We start from the raw sequence: 20,856 nt of genomic DNA on the forward strand, positions 1-20,856 counted from the left end.
GGTTTAGGACTCTATCCGGTGGTCTTCAAGAACGGTGAATCCCCGTGCTGTCAAGGCGTTCCGGAGCTCCACCCGGTCATCCAGGGCCAGGTTGACGCCCTTGACCTCTTGCCAGACCTCGTGGCCCCGGCCGGCGACGAGGATGGTGTCGCCGGCTCCGGCGAGCTCCACGGCCTTCAGGATGGCGGCGTCGCGCGGGAAAACCTCCAGGACGGTGCAGTCCAGGCCTTCGCCGTCCTTGGCCGCCAGGGCGCCGGCGAGGACGTCCTGGCGGATGGCCGCCGCGTCCTCGTCGTGGGGGTCGTCGTCGCTGACAATCACGGTGTCGGCCAGCCGGGCCGCGATGGCCCCCATGGCGGGCCGCTTGCTTTGGTCGCGCTGCCCGGTGGCGCCGAAGACGATGATCACTTTGGACCCGGGTTCCGGGGAGCGGACGGCCTCAAGGGCGCGTTCCAGGGCGTCGGGGTTGTGGGCGAAGTCCACCACGGCTGCCGGGGCCGTGGACACGAGCTGCATCCGGCCGGGCACGGCCACCGTGAAGGGATCGCCGGCGTCGAGGGCGGCCTGCACGGCGGCGGGCTCGTGGCCGCCCGCGAGCACCATGACGGTGGCCAGGGCTGCGTTGGCGACGTTGAATATTCCCGGCAGGCCGGTGTGGACGCGCAGCTCGGCGCCGTCGCGGTGGCGGAGGATGAAGTCGGAGCCGAGTCCCCGCGGCGTGGTCCGGACCACGGTCCAATCGGCGGTCCAGCCGGTGTCCGCGGGACCGCTGGCAGTACCGCCGGTCGTGCCGCCGGTCGGGGCAGTGCTGGTGGCGAGGGTCGTCACGGGGATGCCTGCGGCGGCAGCAAGCCTGCGGCCCCAGTCATCGTCCACGGTCACGACGGCGGCGCGGGCGCGTTCCGGGGTGAACAGCTGGGCCTTGGTCTGGAAGTACTCCTCCATGGTTCCGTGCAGGTCCAGATGGTCCTGGGTGAGGTTGGTGAACCCGGCGACGTCGAAGACCACGGCGTCCACGCGGTGGAAGGAGATCGCGTGCGAGGACACTTCCATGGACGCGGCATCGAGCCCGCGCTCACGCATCAGGGCGAGCAGGGCGTGCACATCCGTGGATTCCGGGGTGGTGAGCAGGCTCGGGATCGGCTCGCCGCCAGCCAGGATCTCGATCGTCCCGATCAGTCCGGTCCGCTTGCCCAGTGCCCGCAGGAGGGCATTGATGAAGTACGTCGTGGTGGTCTTGCCGTTTGTGCCCGTCACCCCGAAGAGGGCCGGAGCGCCGGCGCCGTCGGGCCGGCTCCGGTAGATCAGCGCCGACAGCCGGCCGACCACGTTGCGCGGCTCGGCAACGAGCAGCACGGGAACGGGGATGTCGTTGGAGAGCGCCAGCAGGCGCGCCCCGGCGTCGTCCGTCAGCACCGCCACGGCACCGGCGTCGACGGCGTCGGCCACAAAGTCGGCGCCGTGCCGCGTGGCGCCTGGCAGGGCCACGTACAGGTCGCCGGGGCGGACCGCCCGGGAGTTCAGGGAGATCCCGGTGACCGGGACGGCGCTGGATGCCCCGGGAACGACGACGCCGATCGACTCACCGATGGCTGCCAGCGGCACTGCGGCAACAGCAGCGGGCCGGAAGCCCGGGGTGGCGTCGTGGCCGGACGGCGCGGAAGCGTCGGGGGCGGTGAGCTCAGACAAGTGGATCTCCGTTGTGGTGCTAGTGGATCGGGCGCTTTTGGATCGGGCGCTGCGCACGGAGACAAACTCCGGCCCGCAGGCACTGGGGTGTGGCGCCGGACGGGGACGTCCGGGTGCCGGGTGGAACAGGGGCTACTTGGCGTACTGCGGCAGCCGGGCGGGTTCGCCGGTGGAGGGCTGGACGTTGAACGTGCGCAGCGTCTGGCTCATCACCGAACGGAACACCGGTCCGTTGGTGATTCCGTAGATGCTTCCCTTGGGCCGTTGCAGGACCACCTCCACAATAAACCGCGGATCGTCCATGGGCGCCATTCCGATGATGGAGGCGGTGAAGCCGCAAAAGCCCGATTTGCCGTCGTCGCAGGGCGATTCAGACGTACCCGTTTTGGCGCCCACCCGGTACCCGTCGATGGCGGCTTCCTTGATCTCGCCTTCGGTCACGGCGCTTTCCAGGATGTCGCGGACCTGCTTTGCGGTGTCCTTCGAGACGACCTGCTGCGGGTCCTTGGCAGGGACTTTTTCTTCGGTCCCGTCCGGGTCGATGTAGCTGTCGATCAGCCTCGGCTGGAGCATCACGCCGTCGTTGGCGATGCTTTGATAGGCCCGGACGGTCTGGAGGGTGGATTGGGCGACGCCCTGGCCGAAGAGGACGGTGTACTCCTGGCGGCCGTCCCACTGGTCGGCCGGGGTCAGGATGCCCTTGGACTCCGCCGGCAGGCCGATGTCCGGCGCCTCGCCGATGCCGAACTTCCGCAGCCAGTCATAGCGCTGGTCCTTGCTCAGGCGCTGGCCCACCATGACGGTGCCGGTATTCATGGAATATCCCACGATTCCTGCCAGTGTGCGTTGCTCGGTGCCGTGCTCGAACGCGTCGCTGAAGGTTTGCCCGTCCACGGTGTAGGTCGGCGGAATCGTGAAGGTATCCAGCGGGCTGGACTTGCCTTCCTGTATCACGGCCGCGGCGGTGATCATCTTCTCCACGGAACCGGGCTCGTACGCGGCGGTGACGGCCCGGACGCCGCGGTCCTGGGGACCGACCTTGCCGGGGTCGTTGGGATCCGGGGCGTCGGTGTCCGCCATGGCAATGATGTTGCCGGTCTTGACGTCGGAGACAACGATGACGCCCCACTCGGCGCCGAGTTTGTCCTTCTGGCTTTGGATCGCCTGCTGGGAGAAGTACTGCAGGTCCGAGTTCAGCGTTAGCTTGATGTCCTTGCCGTTGACCGCGGGCGTCAACTGGTCCACGCCGACGGGGATACGCAGGCCGTCCGCCCCTATTTCGAAGACGCGCTTGCCGGGCGCGCCTTTGAGGATGTCGTCCTGGGTCTGCTCGAGCCCGGCCTGTCCGGTGGTGCCGTCCTGGAGAAACCCGACGATCCCGCCGGCCACGGAGCCGTTGGGGTAGACCCGCTTGCTGGTGCCTTCGGTGACAATGCCGGGAATCTGCAGCTTCGATATCTTGTCTTCGACATCGGGTTTCAAGTCCTTGGCCACGATGTAGTAGCGCTTGGTGCCGGTGAGGGCATCGCGCAGGGCATCGCGGTCCATGCCGAGCACGGACGCGAGTTCGGAGATGCCCTGATCCCGGGTGACTGTAACGAGTTCGTCCTTGCCGTTGACCGTTTGGAGCCGGCGGAAGGAATCGGTCTTGGTGTTGACGGTCTGGTCCACCACGATGTTGTAGCGGATGACGCTACTGGCCAGGACTGTGCCGGACGAATCGAGGATGCTGCCGCGCTCGGCGGGCAGCTCAACGGAGGTGAGCCGGTTATTGAGGGCAGCCTCTGCCATGCCCCCGACGTCCAGCCCCTGGACCATGAACAGCTTCCCGCCGACCACCAGCAGCAGCGTCAGCATGATGCCGAGTCCCACGCGGAGCCGCCGGGTGGCGTTTGGGGCTTTCGCCTTGCTTGCCTTGCCGGAGTTCTGCGCCACGTTGAATCCTTGCTGCTTGCCTTGCTGGTGGTCAGTGAACGTTACTGTCCGGGAACCTTCTGCGCGGGGGCCGGAACCGAACCTCCGTGGAGTTCCGCGGCCGGAGCTGTTGCGGCGGGTGCGGTCGCCCCGGCCGCCGGTGCCTGAGCTGTGCCAGCCGGGACTCCGTCCGTCGTTTTGGTGTCGGCCGGGACTCCGTCCGTCGTTTTGGTGTCGGCCGGTTTGCGCTGGGCGAGCGGTTCCTTGTCCGAGACCGGCGGAACGACCGTGAGCTGCCCGGCGACAGCCGGCGCGGCGATGACGGCGCCGGTGGCATCGCCTTTGACGGCCGGCTTGGCCTTGCCGGTGACGCTGAGGGTAGAGAGGTCGATCTGGCCCTTCGCAAGGGAAGCAACCATGCCCAGCTCGGTGGCTTTGGCCGCGAGGTTTTGCGGGGCGTCGAAGTTCTGCACCTGCTGCGTCAGGTCCTGGTTCTGCTTCGTTAGGGTGGTCTGCTCACTGCGGAGCTGGACCAGCTGGTACTGGGCGGAGGAGACGGAGATGTTCAGGACCAGCACGGCCATGAGGGCGATCGCCAGGAAGCCGAAGCAGAGGACCACGAACGGCGCGCGGCGCTTGCGGGGTGAGGAACGGACCACCGACAGCGGAGTGCGCGACTTCCGGGTCTGGTCTTGGCCGGGTCGGAGGCCCGGCAGGGCGCGGGCGGTGGCGCCCTGGGCAACGGGGTAGCTGTTGACGGCGGCGTTGCTCATGCTGCTCTCCTGGCTTTGATGCGTTCGACGGCGCGCAACCGGGCGGAAGCTGCGCGTGGGTTTTCAGCGATTTCAGCGGGGGTGGGCACCTCGGTGCCCTTCGTGAGGGTCTTTAGTTCGGCTTTGTGCTCTTCGAGCTCAACCGGGAAGCCAAGCGGGGCAGAGGACTTCGAACCGGATTGGAAGAACCCCTTGACGATCTTGTCCTCCAGCGAGTGGTAGGACATGACGACGACCCGGCCACCCAGGGCGATGGCGTTGATGGCGGCCGGGATGGCGCGCTCCAGGACATCCAGTTCCTCGTTGACCTCGATCCGGAGCGCCTGGAAGGTGCGCTTTGCGGGGTGGCCTCCGGTCTTGGCTGCACCGGAAGGCACCACGGACCGGATCTGCTCGACGAGTTCACCGGTGGTGGTGAAGGGCTTCTCGGCGCGTGCGGCCACGATCCTGTTCGCGATGCGGCCGGCAAACTTTTCTTCGCCCCATTTCCGGATGATCCGGACGAGGTCTTCTTCGCTGTAGTTGTTGACGACGTCAGCGGCGGTCTGGCCGCGGCTGGTGTCCATCCGCATGTCCAGGGGTGCGTCGAACGAGTAGGCGAAACCCCGCTCCCGCTCGTCCAGTTGCAGGGAAGAGACGCCCAGGTCCATGAGCACGCCGTGGACCTCGTCGAAGCCCAGATCCTCAAGGACGTCAGGGATTTCGTCGTAGACGGCGTGAACGAGGTCGGTCCGGTCCGCGAAGGGCGCCAAGCGCTCCCCCGCCAAGGCCAGGGCTTCCTCGTCACGGTCAATGCCGATCAGGTGGAGGTCCGGGAAGCGCTGCAGGAGGGCCTCGGAGTGGCCGCCCATGCCAAGAGTCGCATCGATGACCACAGGGGTCTCGCCGCGGCTCCGGGCAGCTTCGATGCCGGGGGCCAACAAATTGATGCACCGGTCCTTGAGGACCGGCACATGGCGTTCGGACGTAGGCTTCGCCTGGTCGGGATCAGTCATACCTTCGTCCTTTCGTTGACCTTCTTGGTTGCGCGTTGCTGGTTGCTCGTTGCCAATTGCGGCTCTTACGCAACGTTCCTTGGTCCAGATCCCCATCCGCGCCTACCCTGCGCCGGCCTGGCTCCGGGGAAGTGAGCCAGGACAACAACCGGATGGGCGGCTGGAGATCTCGATCAAGGAACGTTGTGAACTGTAGGTCTATTGGGGGTTCAGAGAATCCCCGGGATGGCGTCGTCGGTTTCCGAGAAGGCGGTTTCCTTTTCGGCCAGGTACTCACTCCATGCCTGGGCGTCCCAGATCTCCGCACGGGATCCTGCGCCGATGACGGCGAGTTCCCGGCCAAGACCTGCATACTCCCGGAGCGCCGGCGGAATCGTCACGCGCCCCTGCTTGTCAGGTACCTCGTCCGAGGCTCCAGAGAGGAAAACACGGATGTAGTCACGTGCCTGCTTGGAGGAAATTGGAGCCTCCCGCATCTGCTCGTGAACCCGGCCGAATTCCGCCTCACTGAAGACGTAGATGCAACGTTCCTGGCCCCTTGTGAGAACCAGCCCGCCGGCAAGTTCCTCACGGAACTTCGCGGGGAGGATAATTCGACCTTTTTCGTCCAGACGTGGCGAATGTGTGCCGAGAAACACGGCCCACCGCCTGTCTGTTCTAGGAAGCCCAACGTCCCCTGTGCTGCCACTACCCTCTTACGTCCTCCACATTACTCCACATCGCTCCACAGTCAACGACACGCCCGGGATGTTTACGCAAATATGCGGATGTTTATCCCCTTTCTTCCCAGCATTTGCAGGGAAACAAGATTGGTGGGTGAAAGTGGAGGGATTTTGCTTGGAGTACCTCAGGCGGCGTTGGAGATTAAGGCCACAGGCCTGGCTCCGGCCCGAAACAATTCCGGGGAGCCCGTTTTGCATCCCGGCCACAGGGAAATTGCCGCTTTAAATGGCGAAAGACCCGCCGAAGCGGGTCTTTCGCCGTCCGCCCGCAGACCGGTGGCGGAAAGTGGAGGGCTTACGCAGCCCTCACGGAGCAGTTCAGGATTCCCCCCGGTGCCGTTCGTCCCAGCGCTGTTCGAGATTGCTCATGAACGAACTCCTGGGTTTGCCCTGCTTACCGGCGCCCCTGCCCTTGCCAACACCCGTACTGCGCATCGTGGCGTAGTACACACCGGCGCCCATGACCACAAACCCCACTACGCCGACGAGGATGATTTGCGTCCAGACTCCCGTCAGCAACAACAGGACGCCCGCGAGAGTCGCGAGCACTCCGATGACGAGGTGACGGGTGGACCAAGAGCGGCCGGAGACTGATCCCATCGAACTGGCGAATTTGGGATCGTCCTCATTCAGCTGCTTCTCAAGTTGCTCAAGCAACTTCTGTTCGTGCTCCGAGAGCGGCATCACGACCTCCTCAAGTCTGCCAACGTCGGGACTTGACGTGGCCATTGCCCTAAACCCCTAACGCCCGGGATTCCGAAGTGGTTCCCGTTCACCGCCATTGGTGAAAGGGGCGACTCAAAAGTCCCGTGCCGGCCTCAGGCGGCGAGGTCGTCACCCCAACGATCGATCCAGTCGTCCTAAACCCTAGGTATTAATAAGGATAGATTGTTGCGGCCCGTTCTGAAAGACAGTCTTAAGGCCCTGTCTGCGCTCTCAAGGCCATGGGCGTTGGTGCCGCGACGGGCCGGATGGCTCATTCGGTCGAGCCCCCGGGATCAAGGAGCCGCGCGGGTAGAACCGACTTATTCCCGAATTTGCGGGTGACCGCGTCGAGGGCTTGTTCGGCGGCGCGCCAGTTGTCGTCGCGGCGGTCCAGGCTGAGCTGGAGGGGCGCGTGGGCGGCCTCTTCCAGCTGTTCCGCCCGGATGCCGATGAGCCGGACTGTCATGGGCCGCTCGCCTACCGATTGCAGGAGCTGCACCGCCACGGCGTAGAGCAGCTGGGCGCTGTCGATCGGGGTGTTCACGGTGCGGCTGCGGGTAATGGTGGAAAAATCCGCGTAGCGCAGCTTCAGGGCCACGGTGCGGGCGTGCATGCCGGCGCCACGGAGGCGTTCCGCCGTCCGGTGCGAAAGCCGCAGCAGTTCGCGGTGGAGCAGGACGTCGTCGGCGGTGTCCGTGACGAACGTCTCTTCAGCCCCGATGCTCTTTTCCAGCCGGACCGGTGTCACGGGCCGAGGATCGATGCCCCAGGAGAGCCGGTAAACGTGCTCCCCCGAGGCTCCCAGCAGTTTCCGCAGCGTGGGCAGGGGTGCCGCCGCGACGTCGGCCACGGTCCGGATACCCTTCCGGGCAAGGACCTCGACGGTCTTGCCGCCGACTCCCCAGAGCGCACTGACCGGAAGGCTGTGCAGGTACGGGACGGTGTCTTCGGGCCTGATCAGCAGCAGCCCGTCCGGTTTGCAGCGGGTGGACGCGATTTTGGCCACAAACTTGCTGGCGGCGATGCCCACCGAGGCCGTGATTCCCAATTCCCGGGACACACGGGCGCGGATCAGTTCGCCGATCTCCCGCGGCGGGCCGAGACGACGGATGGCTCCCCCGACGTCCAGGAACGCCTCGTCCACGCTGAGCGGCTCCACGAGGTCGGTGATGGAACCGAAGATGGCCATGATCTGGCCGGACACCTCGTAGTAGAGCTTGTGGCGGGGCTCGATGATGACCGCCGAGGGGCACATGCGTGCCGCAACCGCCATGGGCATCGCTGACCTGACGCCGAACGCCCGGGCTTCATAGGAGGCGGAGAGCACCACGGACCGGTCCGCCGGATAGCCGACAATCACGGGCTTTCCCTTCAGCCCGGGACGGCTGCGCAGCTCCACCGAGACGAAGAATGCGTCCATGTCAACGTGCAGGATGCTGGTGCGCCGGAGGTCGCGCAGTGATTCGTCGCTAAGACGCGCCTGGGGCTGCATATTGGCGTGCACAGTTGGCTGCACTCCGCCCCTTGCTCCCTGGTGTTTGTCTGCGTCCGGCCCCACGTCTTCAATCCTATGCCCGGGGACTGACTAAACTGGAGGCTGATTCCGCGTCGACACCAGGAGGAAAGTCCCTGTGAAGGTATTTGGACAGCGCAAACGTGCCACGGCGGCCATCGCGGCGGCGGGCACGTTACTGGCCTTGGCCGCATGCACGCCGGCCAGCACCGGGACTCCGGCGGCGTCGTCGACGTCAACGTCGAGCTCTGCGGCATCGCCGCAATCCTCCACTACGGCTCCGCCCAGCCCCTCCGCGGAGCCTGGCACCTCAGCCACCGTCGGCGCGCTGGTTCCCGGCTTCCCGCAGACGCTCCTGCCGCTCATGCCCGCAGCCAAGGTGGTGTCCAGCAGCTTCGACAAGACCACCGTGCCGGCCACCGTGGCACTCGTCGGAAGCATTACGGCGCCGGCCGCCGACGTCTTGGCCTTCTACACCAAGGGGCTGGAGGCGCAGGGCTTCAAGGCCGTTCCCGGTGAAACCGTGGGCACGCTGCCTTCCAAGGACTTCCTTCGCGGCGACAACGAGACCGTGAACATCTCCGTCATGGAAACCGGTGGCGTGTCCACGTTCACCATTGGCGCGAACGTCGCTGCCGAGTCCGTCAAGTGACCCTCGCCGAACAGCTGCGACTCGAGCAGACGGCCTTCGTGGCCGCCGTCGCCGGCAAGCTCACGGATTTCCTGACCAGCCGCCAGGCGGTCATGTCCTCGATCTCGCAGGACATCGATCCGCTCATGGGCTCGATCTCCAACCTGGTCACCGGCGGCAAGCGCCTCCGGGCCCTCATGTGTTATTGGGGTTGGCGCGGCGCCGGCGGGGAGGCCGGCGCGGCCGAGGTGGTGACGGCGGGCTCGGCCCTGGAATTGTTCCAGGCCGCGGCCCTGATCCACGATGACATCATTGACCGCTCCGATACCCGGCGTGGCGGCCCCAGCGTCCACCGCCGATTCAGCGAACTGCACGAGACCCAGGGCTGGGCGCTGGACAGTGAGCGGTTCGGCCATGCCGCCGCCATCCTGACCGGCGATCTCTGCCTGTCCTTCAGCGAGGAATCGTTCACGGAAATCGGACACCGCGCCGCGTCCGGTAGCCCCGCGCGGCTGATCTTCAACCTCATGCGCGCCGAAGTGATGGCCGGGCAGTATCTGGACATCCTCGAAGAGGTCGCCGGGCCGCGGCGGGACCGCGCCGGTGCGGTCAGCCGGGCCCAGTCCATCATTCGGTTCAAGTCGGCCAAGTACTCCACGGAGCACCCGCTCGCGCTGGGGGGCGCCCTTGCCGGTGCCGGCGACGAGCTGCTGCGCGGCTATTCCGCTTTTGCCCTGCCGCTCGGCGAAGCGTTCCAGTTGCGCGACGACGTCCTTGGCGTCTTCGGCGACCCTGTCACCACCGGCAAACCTGCCGGTGACGATCTGCGCGAGGGCAAGCGCACGGTCCTGGTCGCGTTCGCCCTGGACCAGGCCTCGCCGGCCGAATCAGAGTTCATCGATGCCAAGCTCGGCAACCCCGAGCTCAGCGATGCCGACATTGCGGAGATCCGGCGGATCATCGTGGACTGCGGTGCGCTCCAGGCCACGGAAGTACTCATTGAGGAGTTCGGGAAGGCGGCCTTTGCCGCCCTGGACCTCCTGCCGCTGGAGGAGCTGCCCAAGACGGCGCTCCGCAAGCTGGCGGAAGCCACGGTCAGCCGCGCCGCCTGACCCGGGCCCGGGAAGACGCGAAACGGGCCGTGCACAGCGACATGCGCTGTACACGGCCCGCAAACGCCAAAACACGACGTGTTAAATACGCGTTAATTACATGTTAAACAGGACTGGCAGTGATGAAGACGACCGGACCTCGTTGAGGATGCCGGTGCGATCACTTCATGACTGCCAGGGTGCTCCTACCAGGCCAGGGACTGTGCCCGGCGGCGGATTTCTGTCTTGCGGCCTTCACGGAGGGCATCGATCGGCCGGCCCCGCAGGGATTCGTCCGGAGTGAAGAGCCAGCTGATCAGTTCCTCGTCCGAGTATCCGGCGTCCGAGAGGACAACAATGGTGCCCTTCAGGCTCTCCACTGCGTGGCCGTCCTGGATGAAAGCCGCCGGTACGGACCGGATGCGCCGGTCGCCGATTCTCACGGCCGCCAGCGCACGCTCGTCCAGAAGTGCATGGACCTTGGTAATAGATACGTTCAGAAGCTGTGCGACATCGGGCAGGGGCAGCCATTCGCCCACGAGGCTTTCTACATTACTCACGGATAAAGATTGCCACGGCGGGGGGCCCGCCGCCTAGTCGGGGTCCGGGTAAATGCCAGCCCGTCATAGCCAACCGGCCACGCCGGGAATGCTGCTCCGCTCCACCCGAAGGCCCGCCGGGACTCTCCGGAACTCCGCCGGACTGCCCGGGCGCTCCCGCAGCACCAACAGGATCCGTATAAGGGACTGACAAGGGGCTCCCCTGGGTGTCCGACGCAACTGCGTGCGGAGGCCGACGTGCCGACACGGCGAAAATCGCTTTGCGGAATATCAAACAGTTCTTGTGCTAATTGCCAATTCATGAGACATTCACATAGATCACATTTGTAACAGAAATAACTTTTGTCACACTGGTAACACCAGTTGTACCGGCCTGACCGCAGCGTTGCCGCTGAGAAGAGGATCTTTCCAATGACAACCTCACGTGCGCCACAGCACCACCCGAGGCCCAGCCTGCCGCTGATCGCGGCGACGACGGCGGCGCTTCCCGCCGTCGTGCTTTCCTCCCTGGCGATCGCCCAGCCTGCGGCTGCCGAACCCCGTGCGCGTGCGGTCCCGGCAACCCTCGCGGCCGCCATGCGTGCACAGGCGAAAGCTGAGGTGGCCACGTCCCTCAAGGCGGCAGTGATTCCCGCCGCTTCCGTGCCGGTCACGCTGCCCAGCGCCCTGCGGCCGGCGCAGTCGGCGGTTCCCGCCCAGTACACGATCGCCCGCGGCGACACCATCAGCGCCGTTGCCGGCCGCTACGGCCTGGACACCTACGCCGTGCTCAAGCTGAACAATCTGCAGGCCAACACCATCATTTACCCCGGGCAGAAGATCAAGCTCACGGGGTCCACGGCAGCCACACCGACCGCTTCAAAGCCGGCCGCTTCCGCCTCAGTGACGTCGGCCCAGGCCAGCGTCTACGTCGTGAAGTCCGGCGACACCCTGAGCGCCATCGCCGCCCGCCACGGCGTTGGGCTGTCCGAGGTCTTCAAGTGGAACGGGCTCGGTATGGGCTCCGTCATCTATCCCGGCCAGAAGGTCAAGGTTGGCGGCGGTTCCAGCACGCAGGCGCCGTCCGCTCCCGCGGCACCGGCCCCGGCAGCCCCGTCGAAGCCCGCAACGGCGCCGGCCAGCTCCGGTTCCTACACCATCAAGTCCGGCGACACCCTCTCCGGCATCGCGGCTCGCAACGGCGTCCGGCTCTCCGACGTCCTGTCCGCCAACCGGCTGACGATGTCGAGCATTATCTACCCGGGCCAGAAGCTTGTCATCCCGGGCGCGTCCACCCTCTCCCCGGCCTCGACGACGCCTGCCGCGACCCAGCCTGCCGCAACGACGCCGCTCGTGCCCAGCACGTTCCTCGGGTTCACCTACCCGGCTGCGGTGGTCAGCTCGGCCAACCAGAACAAGGCGCTGCTCAACGCTTCCCCCGTCCCCACCCGCGAACAGATGAAGTCGATCGTGGCGGACACGGCACGGCGTATGGGCGTCGACGCCAGCCTGGCCCTCGCCTTTGCGTACCAGGAATCAGGCTTCAACCAGCGCGCAGTGTCCCCGGCCAACGCGATCGGCACCATGCAGGTCATCCCGTCCTCGGGCGAGTGGGCCTCGGAGCTGGTGGGCCGCAAGCTGAACCTGCTGGATCCGTACGACAACGCCACGGCAGGCGTTGCGATCATCCGTCAGCTGGTGCGCACCAGCTCTGATCTGGACAATGCGATCGCCGGTTACTACCAGGGCCAGTACTCGGTCAGCCAGAACGGCATGTACGAGGACACCAAGGCCTATGTCGCCGCCATCAACGCCAACCGGACGCTGTTCAGCTAAATACAGGGTTCCGCTAAATACAGGCTCCCGCACGGCGGACCTCTTCGCTACGGGCCCGGATCGCATGTTGGTCCGGGCCCGTTTCTGTCCACCGACTAGGATTGTATGGTGCAGGAATACGTGTCGGACGCTCTCGTCGGGAACCTGGTGGACAATCGCTACCGGGTTCAATCCAAGCTTGCCCGCGGCGGGATGTCCACCGTGTACCTCGCCACGGACCAGCGCCTCGAGCGCGATGTCGCCCTGAAGGTGCTCCATCCCCACCTGGCCGACGATCCGCAGTTCCTGGATCGGCTGGGACGCGAAGCCAAAGCCGCAGCCCGGCTCTCCCATCCCCACGTGGTGGGCGTCCTGGACCAGGGCGAAGACGGCCCCCTTGCCTACCTCGTCATGGAGTACATCAAGGGCCACACCCTGCGGGACGTCCTCAACGAGAAGGGCGCCCTCTCACCGCGGCTGGCCCTGGCGCTGATCGACCCTGTGGTCGAGGGGCTGGGCGCGGCGCACGCCGCCGGCATGATCCACCGCGACATCAAGCCGGAAAACGTCCTGATCGCCGACGACGGGCGGATCAAGCTCGGCGACTTCGGCCTGGCACGCGCCATTTCGACGTCCACCAGCACCGGCGCCTTGATCGGGACTGTCGCCTACCTCTCCCCCGAGCTCGTGCTGGGCAAGCAGGCGGACGCCCGCAGCGATATCTACTCCGTCGGGATCATGCTCTACGAAATGGTCACCGGCCGGCAGCCGTTCGACGGCGAGGTGCCCATCCAGGTCGCCTACCAGCACGTCAATTCCACCGTGGAGGCACCGTCCGTTCAGGTGCCGGGGCTGGCCGCAGAGATCGACGAACTCGTCCAGTGGTGCACGGACCGGGACCCGGACAAGCGCCCCGTCGACGGGAACGCGCTGTTGTCCGAACTCCGGCACATCAGGACCAACCTCAGCGACGCCGAACTCGACCTCCAACCGCCGGCGGCCGTCCACCGCCCGCTGCCGGCCGTCGCCGCCCCGCCGAGCCGCCCGCCAGCCGGTGCCGTACCGGCGTCGGCCGTGCAGGACACTGCCTACGTGAGGCCCCCCAACGACATGCCCACCGAGGTGTACGGCGGCCTCCAGCAGCCCACGGAGATGATCTCCCGCGGCGGCAACCCGACCACCGTGATGACGAACGGACCGAGGCGTCCCGCCTACGGGCCGTTGTCCACCCCGGAAGACGGGGCTTATCAGGGCGCCGCAGGGTACGACGAACCCGGCGACGTCGGCACCGCCACCAGCAAGCGCGCCCAGCGCAAACTGGACCGGGACGAGGAAAAGGCGCGCCAGCGCGCCGCGGCCACGCCCACCAAGACCCTGCATGAGGGAAACCGACGACGCCGCGGGCTGGTCTGGATTGTCCTCCTTGTGGTCGCGGCGCTCCTCGCCGCCGTCGCTGGCTGGTTCTTCGGCATGGGCCCCGGCTCGCCCGGAACGATTCCCCCGGTGGCCAACAAAACTGTGGCGGAGGCCCAGGACCTGCTCCGCACGGCCGGGTTCCAATCCACCGTCAAGGACGTGTTCGATGACAACGTCTCGCCGGGCCTGGTGGTCGGCTCCGAGCCCAAGGCAGGCGAGGTCATCCGGAAATTCCAGCCAGTGTCCCTTGCCGTGTCCAAGGGCCCGGAGCTGTTCCCGCTGCCGGACCTCACGGGGAAGACCCTGGACGACGCCAAGACCGCCCTCAACGGCGCCGAAATGGCCTTGGGTCCGATCACCGAGACGTTCGATGAGACGGCGCCGGCCGGGACTGTCCTGGCCCAGGCGCCGCGCAGCGGCAATCCCGTGAGGCACGGGACTCCGGTGAGCCTGACGGTCTCCAAGGGACCGCAGCCCATTCCGGTTCCGGATGTCCGCGGCCAGGAGCAGGGTGCCGCTGTGAAGGCCCTTGAAGCCGCCGGGCTGAAAGCCGTCGTGGCCCCGGATCCGGTCAATGACCGGACCGTCCCGAAGGGGGCGGTGGTGGCCCAGGACCCTGCCTCCGGCAACCTGACCAAGGGCGGATCCGTGACGCTGACGATTTCCAAGGGACCGAAGCTCGTCCAGGTACCGAGCTTCATCGGGAAGCAGGCCTCGGACGCCCAGAAAGCCCTAGAGGACCTCGGCTTCAAAGTCCAGATCGACAACATCCTGGGCGGATTCTTCGGAACGGTCCGCGCCCAGGATCCGGTGAACACAGCCGTCCCCGAAGGCTCGGTCATCACGCTCACCGTGGTCTGACCCGATTCGGCAGCCCCCTCGGAGCAGCACCCACACACAAAAGCTCCGCCCGGCTGGACCAGCCGTGCGGAGCTTTTGTGTCAGGACTTCAGTTCTTTGTCAGGACTTCAGACAGTGCAGCGGGTCAGCGCTTGGACAGCGCACCGGCCACGAGGAACGCCATTTCGAGCGACTGCATGTGGTTCAGGCGCGGATCGCAGACCGATTCGTAGCGGTCCAGGAAGGCTTCCTGGTCGATCGGGTCGGCCCCGCCAAGGCATTCGGCGACGTCGTCGCCCGTCATCTCCACGTGCAGGCCGCCGGGAACGGTGCCGAGCGCGTGGTGGACCTCGAAGAATCCGCGGACTTCGTCGATGACGTCGTCGAAATTGCGGGTCTTGTAGCCGTTGGGCGAGGTGACCGTGTTGCCGTGCATGGGGTCGGTGACCCACAGGACCTGTGCGCCGGAGGCGGTGACGCGCTCGACGATCGGCGGCAGTTTCTCGCGGATGTTGCCGGCGCCCATGCGGGTGATGAAGGTGAGCCGGCCGGGCTCCCGCTCCGGGTCCAGCTTGTCGATCAGGCGCAGGGCATCGTCGCCGGTGGTCGACGGGCCGAGCTTCACGCCGATGGGGTTGCGGACGCGGGAGAGGAAGTCGACGTGCGCGTGGTCCAGTTCGCGGGTGCGCTCCCCGATCCACAGGAAGTGCGCCGAGGTGTCGTAGGGCAGCCCGGTGCGCGAATCGATGCGGGTCAGGGCGCGCTCGTAGTCCAGCAGGAGGGCCTCGTGGCTCGCGTAGAACTCCACGCGCTTGAGTGCCTCGAAGTCGGCGCCGCAGGAGGCCATGAACTTGATGGCACGGTCGATGTCCCGGGCCAGCGACTCGTAACGGGCGTGCGCCGGATTTTCGGTGAAGCCCTTGTTCCACTGGTGCACCAGGCGCAGGTCCGCGAAGCCGCCCTGCGTGAACGCACGGATCAGGTTCAGGGTGGAGGCGGAGGTGTGGTAGGCCTTGAGCATCCGGCTGGCATCATGCGCGCGGGACTCAGGGGTGAAGTCGTAGCCGTTGACGATGTCGCCACGGTAGGCCGGCAGGGTGACGCCGTCGCGTGTTTCGTCGTTGGAGGAGCGGGGCTTGGCGAACTGGCCCGCCATGCGGCCCATCTTGATGACCGGCATGGCCGCACCGTACGTGAGGACAACGGCCATCTGGAGGATGGTCCGGACGCGGGCACTGATCTTGTCCGCCGTCGCCGCTTCGAAGGTCTCGGCGCAGTCGCCGCCCTGGAGCAGGAACGCCTTGCCCTGCGCGGCGGCAGCGAGGCGTTCGCGAAGGATGTCCACTTCGCCCGCGAACACGAGGGGCGGGAGGACGGAAAGTTCCTTGACGGACGCTTCGAAGACAGCCGGGTCCGACCACGTGGGCTGTTGCGAGGCCGGGAGTTCCCGCCAGTTGTCCAGTCCGGGATAGTTGGCGGCTCCGCTCTGGGCGGTGCTGGTCAGCGGGGAAACTGGTTTCTCAGATAGCTCGGTCACTATCTAAGGATAGTTGTCCCGTGGCTGTTCGGCGGTCCCGCCTGTCATTGACAGCCCGGTTTCCGTCATATGGCAACCGGAGGGGATTCAGGAACCCCCGGGAACCTCCGGACCGTCCTCGCCTGCCACCGTCGGCTCGACGTCGTCAGGGGATGATTCCTGCACTGATTCCGAGGCTGCCGCCTGGCCCTTGCCTGGCGCTGGGTCCGGGACCACGTCGTGCGCTTTGCCCGCCATACGGAGTTTCACGACGGCGGCGTACTCGTCCACGTATTCCTGGCCGGACAGCCGCATGAGTTCATACATGATCTCGTCGGTCACCGAGCGCTGGATCAGCCGGTCATCTTCCATCCCGTAGTAGCGGCTGAAGTCGAGCGGTTCGCCGAAGATCATGCCGATACGGCGGATGTTGGGCACGCGCTTGCCGATCGGCTGGACTTTGTCTGTTCCGATCATCGCCACCGGAATTACCGGGACCCGGGCTTGCAGCGCGAGGCGGGCAACGCCCACTTTGCCGCGGTACAGCCGCGCGTCGGGGCTCCGCGTCCCCTCGGGATAGATGCCCAGGAGCGAGCCGTTCTTGAGCACGTCCATGCCGGCATCCAGGGACTGCGCGGATGCGACGCCCCCGGACCGGTCCATAGGGAGCTGGTTGGTGAGCCGGAAGAAGGCCGCGGTGAGCCTGCCCTTGATCCCGGTGCCGGTGAAGTATTCGGATTTCGCGAGGAACACTACCGGCCGCGGCACCATGACCGGCATGAAGATGGAGTCGGAGAACGAGAGGTGGTTCGAGGCCAGAATCGCGGCGCCCTCGGCCGGGACGTTGTCGAGGCCCTTGACCCAGGGCCGGAACAGCAGCTTCAACACCGGTCCCAGGACAAACGTCTTCATGAACCAATAAAACACTCGGTAACCTCTCCGGAAGGCGTCTGGCGGGCCTCCCGAATCCGGTTCGGCCAGGACTTCAATGGACACCTTACTCTAGTGAGTTTTGTCGCCAAGGGTGACACGATGGGCTCATGAGCGAAAGCAGCACGTCCACGGCGCCAGCCGCTTTCAGCTACCCCGGCCACGGCCCCAACGCCCGGATCGGCGTGGCCATCTGCCATGGGTTCACCGGAAGCCCCCTCAGCGTCCTGCCTTGGGCCCGGCACCTCGCCGCCCAGGGGTTCGCGGTCTCGGTCCCGCTGCTGCCCGGCCACGGCACCCACTGGCGGGACCTCGCCCGGAAGGGCTGGCAGGACTGGTACACGAGCTTCGAAACCGCCTACCTCGACCTGGCCGCCCGAACCAGTGACTGCTACGTCGCCGGGCTGTCCATGGGCGGCACCATCGCCCTGCGCACGGCGGCCCGCCACAGCGTCGCCGGTGTGGCGGCGGTGAACCCCGGCCTGAGCTTCTACGACCGCAGGGTCAGGATTGTCGGACTGCTCAAGTACTTCCAGCGGACCACGACGCCGATCCAGGAGGAGAATCCCACGGCATCCACCACCGACGACGGCGACTACTCCCTGACGCCGCTGGCGGCGGTCCACCAACTCCGCCGGCTTTTCTCCGCGACGTTCCGGGACCTGCCGTCCGTCCAGGCACCGACCTTAGTCTTCAAGTCCGACACCGACGCCGTCGTCCCGCCCTCGTCCTTGGAACTGCTGCGCAGGCGCCTGGGGTCCCGGGACCTGAGGGTCGTCCGCCTCCCGCACAGCGGGCATGTTGCGACCCTGGACGCCGATGCGCCGCTAATCTTTGAAGAATCAGTCCGATTCTTTCTTCTGCACGCCCGTTCCACCACGCCGCCCACCGCCCCCTCGGAGACCCCATGAGCATCCTCCCGGACCACTCGCCGTTCAGCAGCCCGTTCACTGGAGCCGGCCCCCGGACCGGCGTCGTGGTGTCCCACGGCTTCACCGGCAGCCCGCACAGCGTGCGGGAGTGGGCGCTGTCCTTGGCAGGTGCCGGATTCGCAGTCCGGATGCCGCTGCTGCCGGGGCACGGAACGAGCTGGCAGGAGCTGGCCCGGACCCGCTGGCAGGACTGGCACGCGGCCCTGGACGCCGCCTACCTTGAGCTGGCGGAGGAATGCGACGTCGTGGTCGTGGCGGGACTGTCCATGGGTGGCGCGCTGGCGCTGCGGATTGCCGCCACACGCCCCGTGGCAGGAGTTGTAGCAGTCAATCCCGGCCTGGTCATCGATGACCCGCGAGCCCCGCTGGCCGGCGTCTTGAAATACGTCCTCAAGAGCACCCCCGCAATCGCCAACGACATCCTCAAACCGGACACCGATGAAGGCGCGTACCCGCGGACGCCGGTGGCCGCCGCGCACGAGCTCAACAAGATGTTCAAGGACACCGTGCGACTGCTGCCGCGCATCACCGCTCCCGTCCGGGTTTACCGTTCCACGGTGGACCATGTGGTGTCCGAATCCAGCATGGCAGCCCTGCGCCATGGACTGACCAACGCCCAGCTTGAGGTTATCCGGCTGGAAAACAGCTACCACGTGGCCACCATGGACAACGACGCGCCCGAGATCTTCCGTGGCACGGCCGAGTTCGTGCGGTCCGTGACACCCCCGGCCGGTCCGGACGCCGCCCGCGCCAGCCGGAAGGACACGGCCAATGACTAAACCGGACCCCAGTATGCCGGACCCGGAGACCCCGGACCCCGAGACCCCTGCTCCGGACCCTGCAGACCCCGGTTCCCCCGGCGGTCGAGCTTCGAAGGAAAGCGGTGCATCGGGTTCAAGTGGTGCAGTGGGCGAACGTGACCCCGCGGGCGCCCATTCCGCCGGTCCCCTGCCGCCGCACGGGTCCGATGCCCATGTGTCCCAGCCCCCAGAGTCGCCGGACTCCCTCGCCGCAGGCGCACTGTCCGCCGACGACGACGCCGTGTGGCTGGACCTCGTCGCCCGGCTTGAAGGGGTCGGGGAAGGCGCGCCCGAGAGCCTCGGAGGCGACACGCATGACGGCGGCGGACCGTCCTCCGGCGGAACGGACGGCACCGGCGGCAGCCCCGGCACCGGGGCCAGGACATTCCGTGATTTTGACCCGCTGGGCCTCGCCGGCACCGCGCCGATCGAGCTCTCCGCCGCGGAACGGCTCGCGCCTGCCCCCGGCCAGCCGACGGGCGGCATCGAGGTGCCGGAGGCCGCGTCCGGCCCCCGCGACTATGAGCCCGAGGACGACGACGGCGCGTTTGTCCCCGAGGAGCCGCCCAGCCTGGCCGGGTCTGATCCGATGACGGTCCTGGCGTGGCTTGGCGCCGTGGGCGGCCCGATTGCGCTCGTGCTCTCGGCGATGTTCTGGCGTTCGGCCCCGATGCTGGCGATCCTTGGCATGGTGGTCGCGTTCGCGGCCTCGGTGGTGTTCCTGATCATGAAGCTGCCGGGCGAAAAGGATGAACATGACGACGGGGCGCGCGTCTAGCCTGCGCGGTCAGTTATTGCGAGTGCCTTCACGCCGGTGCCTTCACTGCGTTAGGTGTGCATCCGGCTGCTGACCCTGGAGAGGTCCGCGGCGCCGATGAGGCCGGCGTTGGGTCCGAGGGCCGCGAGGTCGATCTCCGCGGCGGGTCGGAAACCGCGGCCCGTGAGGTTCCGTGCGAAGGCCTTCCGGGCTGGGCCGACGAGGAGCTCACCGGCGTCGCACAGTCCGCCGCCGATCACGAATTTTCCGGGATCCAGGGCCGCGGCAAGGTTTGCCAGGCCCAGGCCCAGCCACTCCCCGACGTCCTCGATGAGTTCGCGCGACGTCGGATCGCCGGCCTTGGCCAGCTCCGTGACGATCGCGCCCGTGATGCGTGAGACGTCCCCGTCCACGGCCTTGAGCAACTCCTGGGCAACTGGTGAATTCGCGGCGGCCAGCTCCCTTGCCTCGCGGCCCAGCGCATTGCCTGAGGCGTATTGCTCCCAGCAGCCCCGGTTGCCGCACTCGCAGCGGTGGCCGCCCGGCATGATGATCTGGTGGCCGAACTCCCCCGCCACACCGAACCGGCCGCGTTCGAGCCGCCCGTCCATCACCATGGCACCGCCGATCCCGGTGCCCAGGGTGATGCAGACCAGCCGGTTCTGCCCCTGACCGGCGCCGAAGCGCCATTCCGCCCAGGCGGCGGCGTCGGCGTCGTTGGTCAGCAGGACGGGACGCCGCAGCAGCCGCTGCAGGTTGTCTCGCAGTGGTTCGTTGCGCCAGGCCAGGTGCGGACTGAAGAGAACCGTCGCGCCGTCCAGGTCCATCCAGCCGGCGGCGCCGATTCCGACCGACCAGATCCGGTGCCCGGCGCCGAGTTCTTCGACAAGTTCGACAATGACCTGTTCCACCGCGCGCGGGTCGTTGCCCGGGGTGGAGCGTTTCGCCTGGCTGAGGATCCGGCCCTCGGCATCGACGACGCCGGCAGCAACCTTGGTGCCTCCGATGTCGACGCCGATTGCCAGGCCCTTGCGGCCCAGCCGCAGCTGCGAACGGAAGTCGTGGGTGGCCGCAGTGGCCGCCGCTCCGGCCAGGGCCTTGCTGCGCCAGGAGGCGGTCCGGCGGCGCAGGCCGGGCTGCCGGCCGGGTGTTGGTGTCTGCATGATTCCCCATTCTATTCGCCGGCGCCGGCGCAGCCTCGGAGGCCGGGCGCCCCACCCCGGCTCCGGTCTCCCCGACGCTCCTGACTGGCGGAATGACGGGCCCGACCGTAAAGTT

The 20,856-nt window shown here is 66.9% G+C and carries 18 protein-coding genes; 7 read left to right on the plus strand and 11 right to left on the minus strand.

What is annotated here, in order from left to right:
* Positions 1-3 precede the first annotated feature (3 nt).
* The 7 genes from ACVWYS_RS11675 to dinB all read right to left on the minus strand — a co-directional run bounded on the left by ACVWYS_RS11675 (position 4) and on the right by dinB (position 8,290).
* Positions 4-1,689 (minus strand): UDP-N-acetylmuramoyl-L-alanyl-D-glutamate--2,6-diaminopimelate ligase, encoded by a 1,686-nt coding sequence (locus ACVWYS_RS11675; RefSeq protein WP_456509780.1) that lies wholly within the window; start codon positions 1,687-1,689, stop codon positions 4-6.
* Positions 1,690-1,821: 132 nt separating this feature from the next.
* A complete protein-coding gene (locus ACVWYS_RS11680; RefSeq protein ID WP_456509781.1) occupies positions 1,822-3,624 on the minus strand; it encodes a peptidoglycan D,D-transpeptidase FtsI family protein in 1,803 nt (600 codons plus the stop codon).
* Positions 3,625-3,665: 41 nt separating this feature from the next.
* A complete protein-coding gene (locus ACVWYS_RS11685) occupies positions 3,666-4,376 on the minus strand; it encodes a hypothetical protein (protein WP_456509782.1) in 711 nt (236 codons plus the stop codon).
* Positions 4,373-5,371 (minus strand): 16S rRNA (cytosine(1402)-N(4))-methyltransferase RsmH, encoded by a 999-nt coding sequence (gene rsmH, locus ACVWYS_RS11690; RefSeq protein ID WP_344362203.1) that lies wholly within the window; start codon positions 5,369-5,371, stop codon positions 4,373-4,375. The genes ACVWYS_RS11685 and rsmH overlap by 4 nt, the downstream gene beginning before the upstream one ends.
* Before the next feature lie 209 nt (positions 5,372-5,580).
* Positions 5,581-6,009: a division/cell wall cluster transcriptional repressor MraZ gene (mraZ, locus tag ACVWYS_RS11695; protein WP_116767521.1), complete on the minus strand. Its 429-nt coding sequence runs from the start codon at positions 6,007-6,009 to the stop codon at positions 5,581-5,583.
* A 402-nt stretch (positions 6,010-6,411) separates the two neighbouring features.
* Complete coding sequence (locus ACVWYS_RS11700; RefSeq protein ID WP_344362208.1) at positions 6,412-6,777, minus strand: DUF3040 domain-containing protein; 366 nt, start codon at positions 6,775-6,777, stop codon at positions 6,412-6,414.
* Between the two features lie 292 nt (positions 6,778-7,069).
* Complete coding sequence (gene dinB, locus ACVWYS_RS11705; RefSeq protein WP_344362213.1) at positions 7,070-8,290, minus strand: DNA polymerase IV; 1,221 nt, start codon at positions 8,288-8,290, stop codon at positions 7,070-7,072.
* A 139-nt stretch (positions 8,291-8,429) separates the two neighbouring features.
* Here dinB and ACVWYS_RS11710 point away from each other — a divergent pair, with 139 nt between their 5' ends.
* Together ACVWYS_RS11710 and ACVWYS_RS11715 are read left to right on the plus strand one after the other, a co-directional pair.
* Positions 8,430-8,963, plus strand: coding sequence for a hypothetical protein (locus ACVWYS_RS11710; protein ID WP_344362215.1), 534 nt, complete (start codon positions 8,430-8,432; stop codon positions 8,961-8,963).
* Positions 8,960-10,054: a polyprenyl synthetase family protein gene (locus ACVWYS_RS11715; protein WP_344362218.1), complete on the plus strand. Its 1,095-nt coding sequence runs from the start codon at positions 8,960-8,962 to the stop codon at positions 10,052-10,054. Before ACVWYS_RS11710 ends, ACVWYS_RS11715 begins: the two co-directional genes overlap by 4 nt.
* Positions 10,055-10,239: 185 nt before the next feature.
* Here the strand turns inward: ACVWYS_RS11715 and ACVWYS_RS11720 are convergent, their stop codons facing one another.
* The gene (locus tag ACVWYS_RS11720; protein WP_091255100.1) at positions 10,240-10,593 is read right to left on the minus strand and encodes an Rv2175c family DNA-binding protein; all 354 of its coding nucleotides are present in this window, start codon (positions 10,591-10,593) and stop codon (positions 10,240-10,242) included.
* A gap of 411 nt (positions 10,594-11,004) precedes the next feature.
* On the opposite strand from ACVWYS_RS11720, the gene ACVWYS_RS11725 reads away from it, so the two are divergent.
* Positions 11,005-12,408, plus strand: coding sequence for a LysM peptidoglycan-binding domain-containing protein (locus tag ACVWYS_RS11725; RefSeq protein ID WP_456507026.1), 1,404 nt, complete (start codon positions 11,005-11,007; stop codon positions 12,406-12,408).
* Between the two features lie 105 nt (positions 12,409-12,513).
* Positions 12,514-14,664: a protein kinase domain-containing protein gene (locus ACVWYS_RS11730; protein WP_456509783.1), complete on the plus strand. Its 2,151-nt coding sequence runs from the start codon at positions 12,514-12,516 to the stop codon at positions 14,662-14,664.
* A 124-nt stretch (positions 14,665-14,788) separates the two neighbouring features.
* Here the strand turns inward: ACVWYS_RS11730 and ACVWYS_RS11735 are convergent, their stop codons facing one another.
* Both ACVWYS_RS11735 and ACVWYS_RS11740 read right to left on the minus strand, forming a co-directional pair.
* The gene (locus ACVWYS_RS11735) at positions 14,789-16,183 is read right to left on the minus strand and encodes a class II 3-deoxy-7-phosphoheptulonate synthase (RefSeq protein WP_344362334.1); all 1,395 of its coding nucleotides are present in this window, start codon (positions 16,181-16,183) and stop codon (positions 14,789-14,791) included.
* Positions 16,184-16,267: 84 nt separating this feature from the next.
* A complete protein-coding gene (locus ACVWYS_RS11740; protein WP_456507028.1) occupies positions 16,268-17,086 on the minus strand; it encodes a lysophospholipid acyltransferase family protein in 819 nt (272 codons plus the stop codon).
* Positions 17,087-17,199: 113 nt separating this feature from the next.
* On the opposite strand from ACVWYS_RS11740, the gene ACVWYS_RS11745 reads away from it, so the two are divergent.
* The 3 genes from ACVWYS_RS11745 to ACVWYS_RS11755 all read left to right on the plus strand — a co-directional run bounded on the left by ACVWYS_RS11745 (position 17,200) and on the right by ACVWYS_RS11755 (position 19,599).
* Complete coding sequence (locus ACVWYS_RS11745; RefSeq protein WP_344362228.1) at positions 17,200-18,000, plus strand: alpha/beta hydrolase; 801 nt, start codon at positions 17,200-17,202, stop codon at positions 17,998-18,000.
* Positions 17,997-18,800, plus strand: coding sequence for an alpha/beta hydrolase (locus tag ACVWYS_RS11750; RefSeq protein WP_344362230.1), 804 nt, complete (start codon positions 17,997-17,999; stop codon positions 18,798-18,800). Before ACVWYS_RS11745 ends, ACVWYS_RS11750 begins: the two co-directional genes overlap by 4 nt.
* A gap of 196 nt (positions 18,801-18,996) precedes the next feature.
* Entirely contained in the window at positions 18,997-19,599 is a 603-nt protein-coding gene (locus ACVWYS_RS11755) for a hypothetical protein (protein WP_456509784.1), read from the plus strand.
* 50 nt (positions 19,600-19,649) lie between these two features.
* Here ACVWYS_RS11755 and ACVWYS_RS11760 read toward each other — a convergent pair whose 3' ends face one another.
* Positions 19,650-20,741, minus strand: a complete 1,092-nt coding sequence (locus ACVWYS_RS11760) for an ROK family glucokinase (protein WP_344362235.1) — start codon at positions 20,739-20,741, stop codon at positions 19,650-19,652.
* Between the last annotated feature and the right edge of the window lie 115 nt (positions 20,742-20,856).

The sequence above is a fragment of the Arthrobacter sp. TE12231 genome (assembly GCF_054062895.1).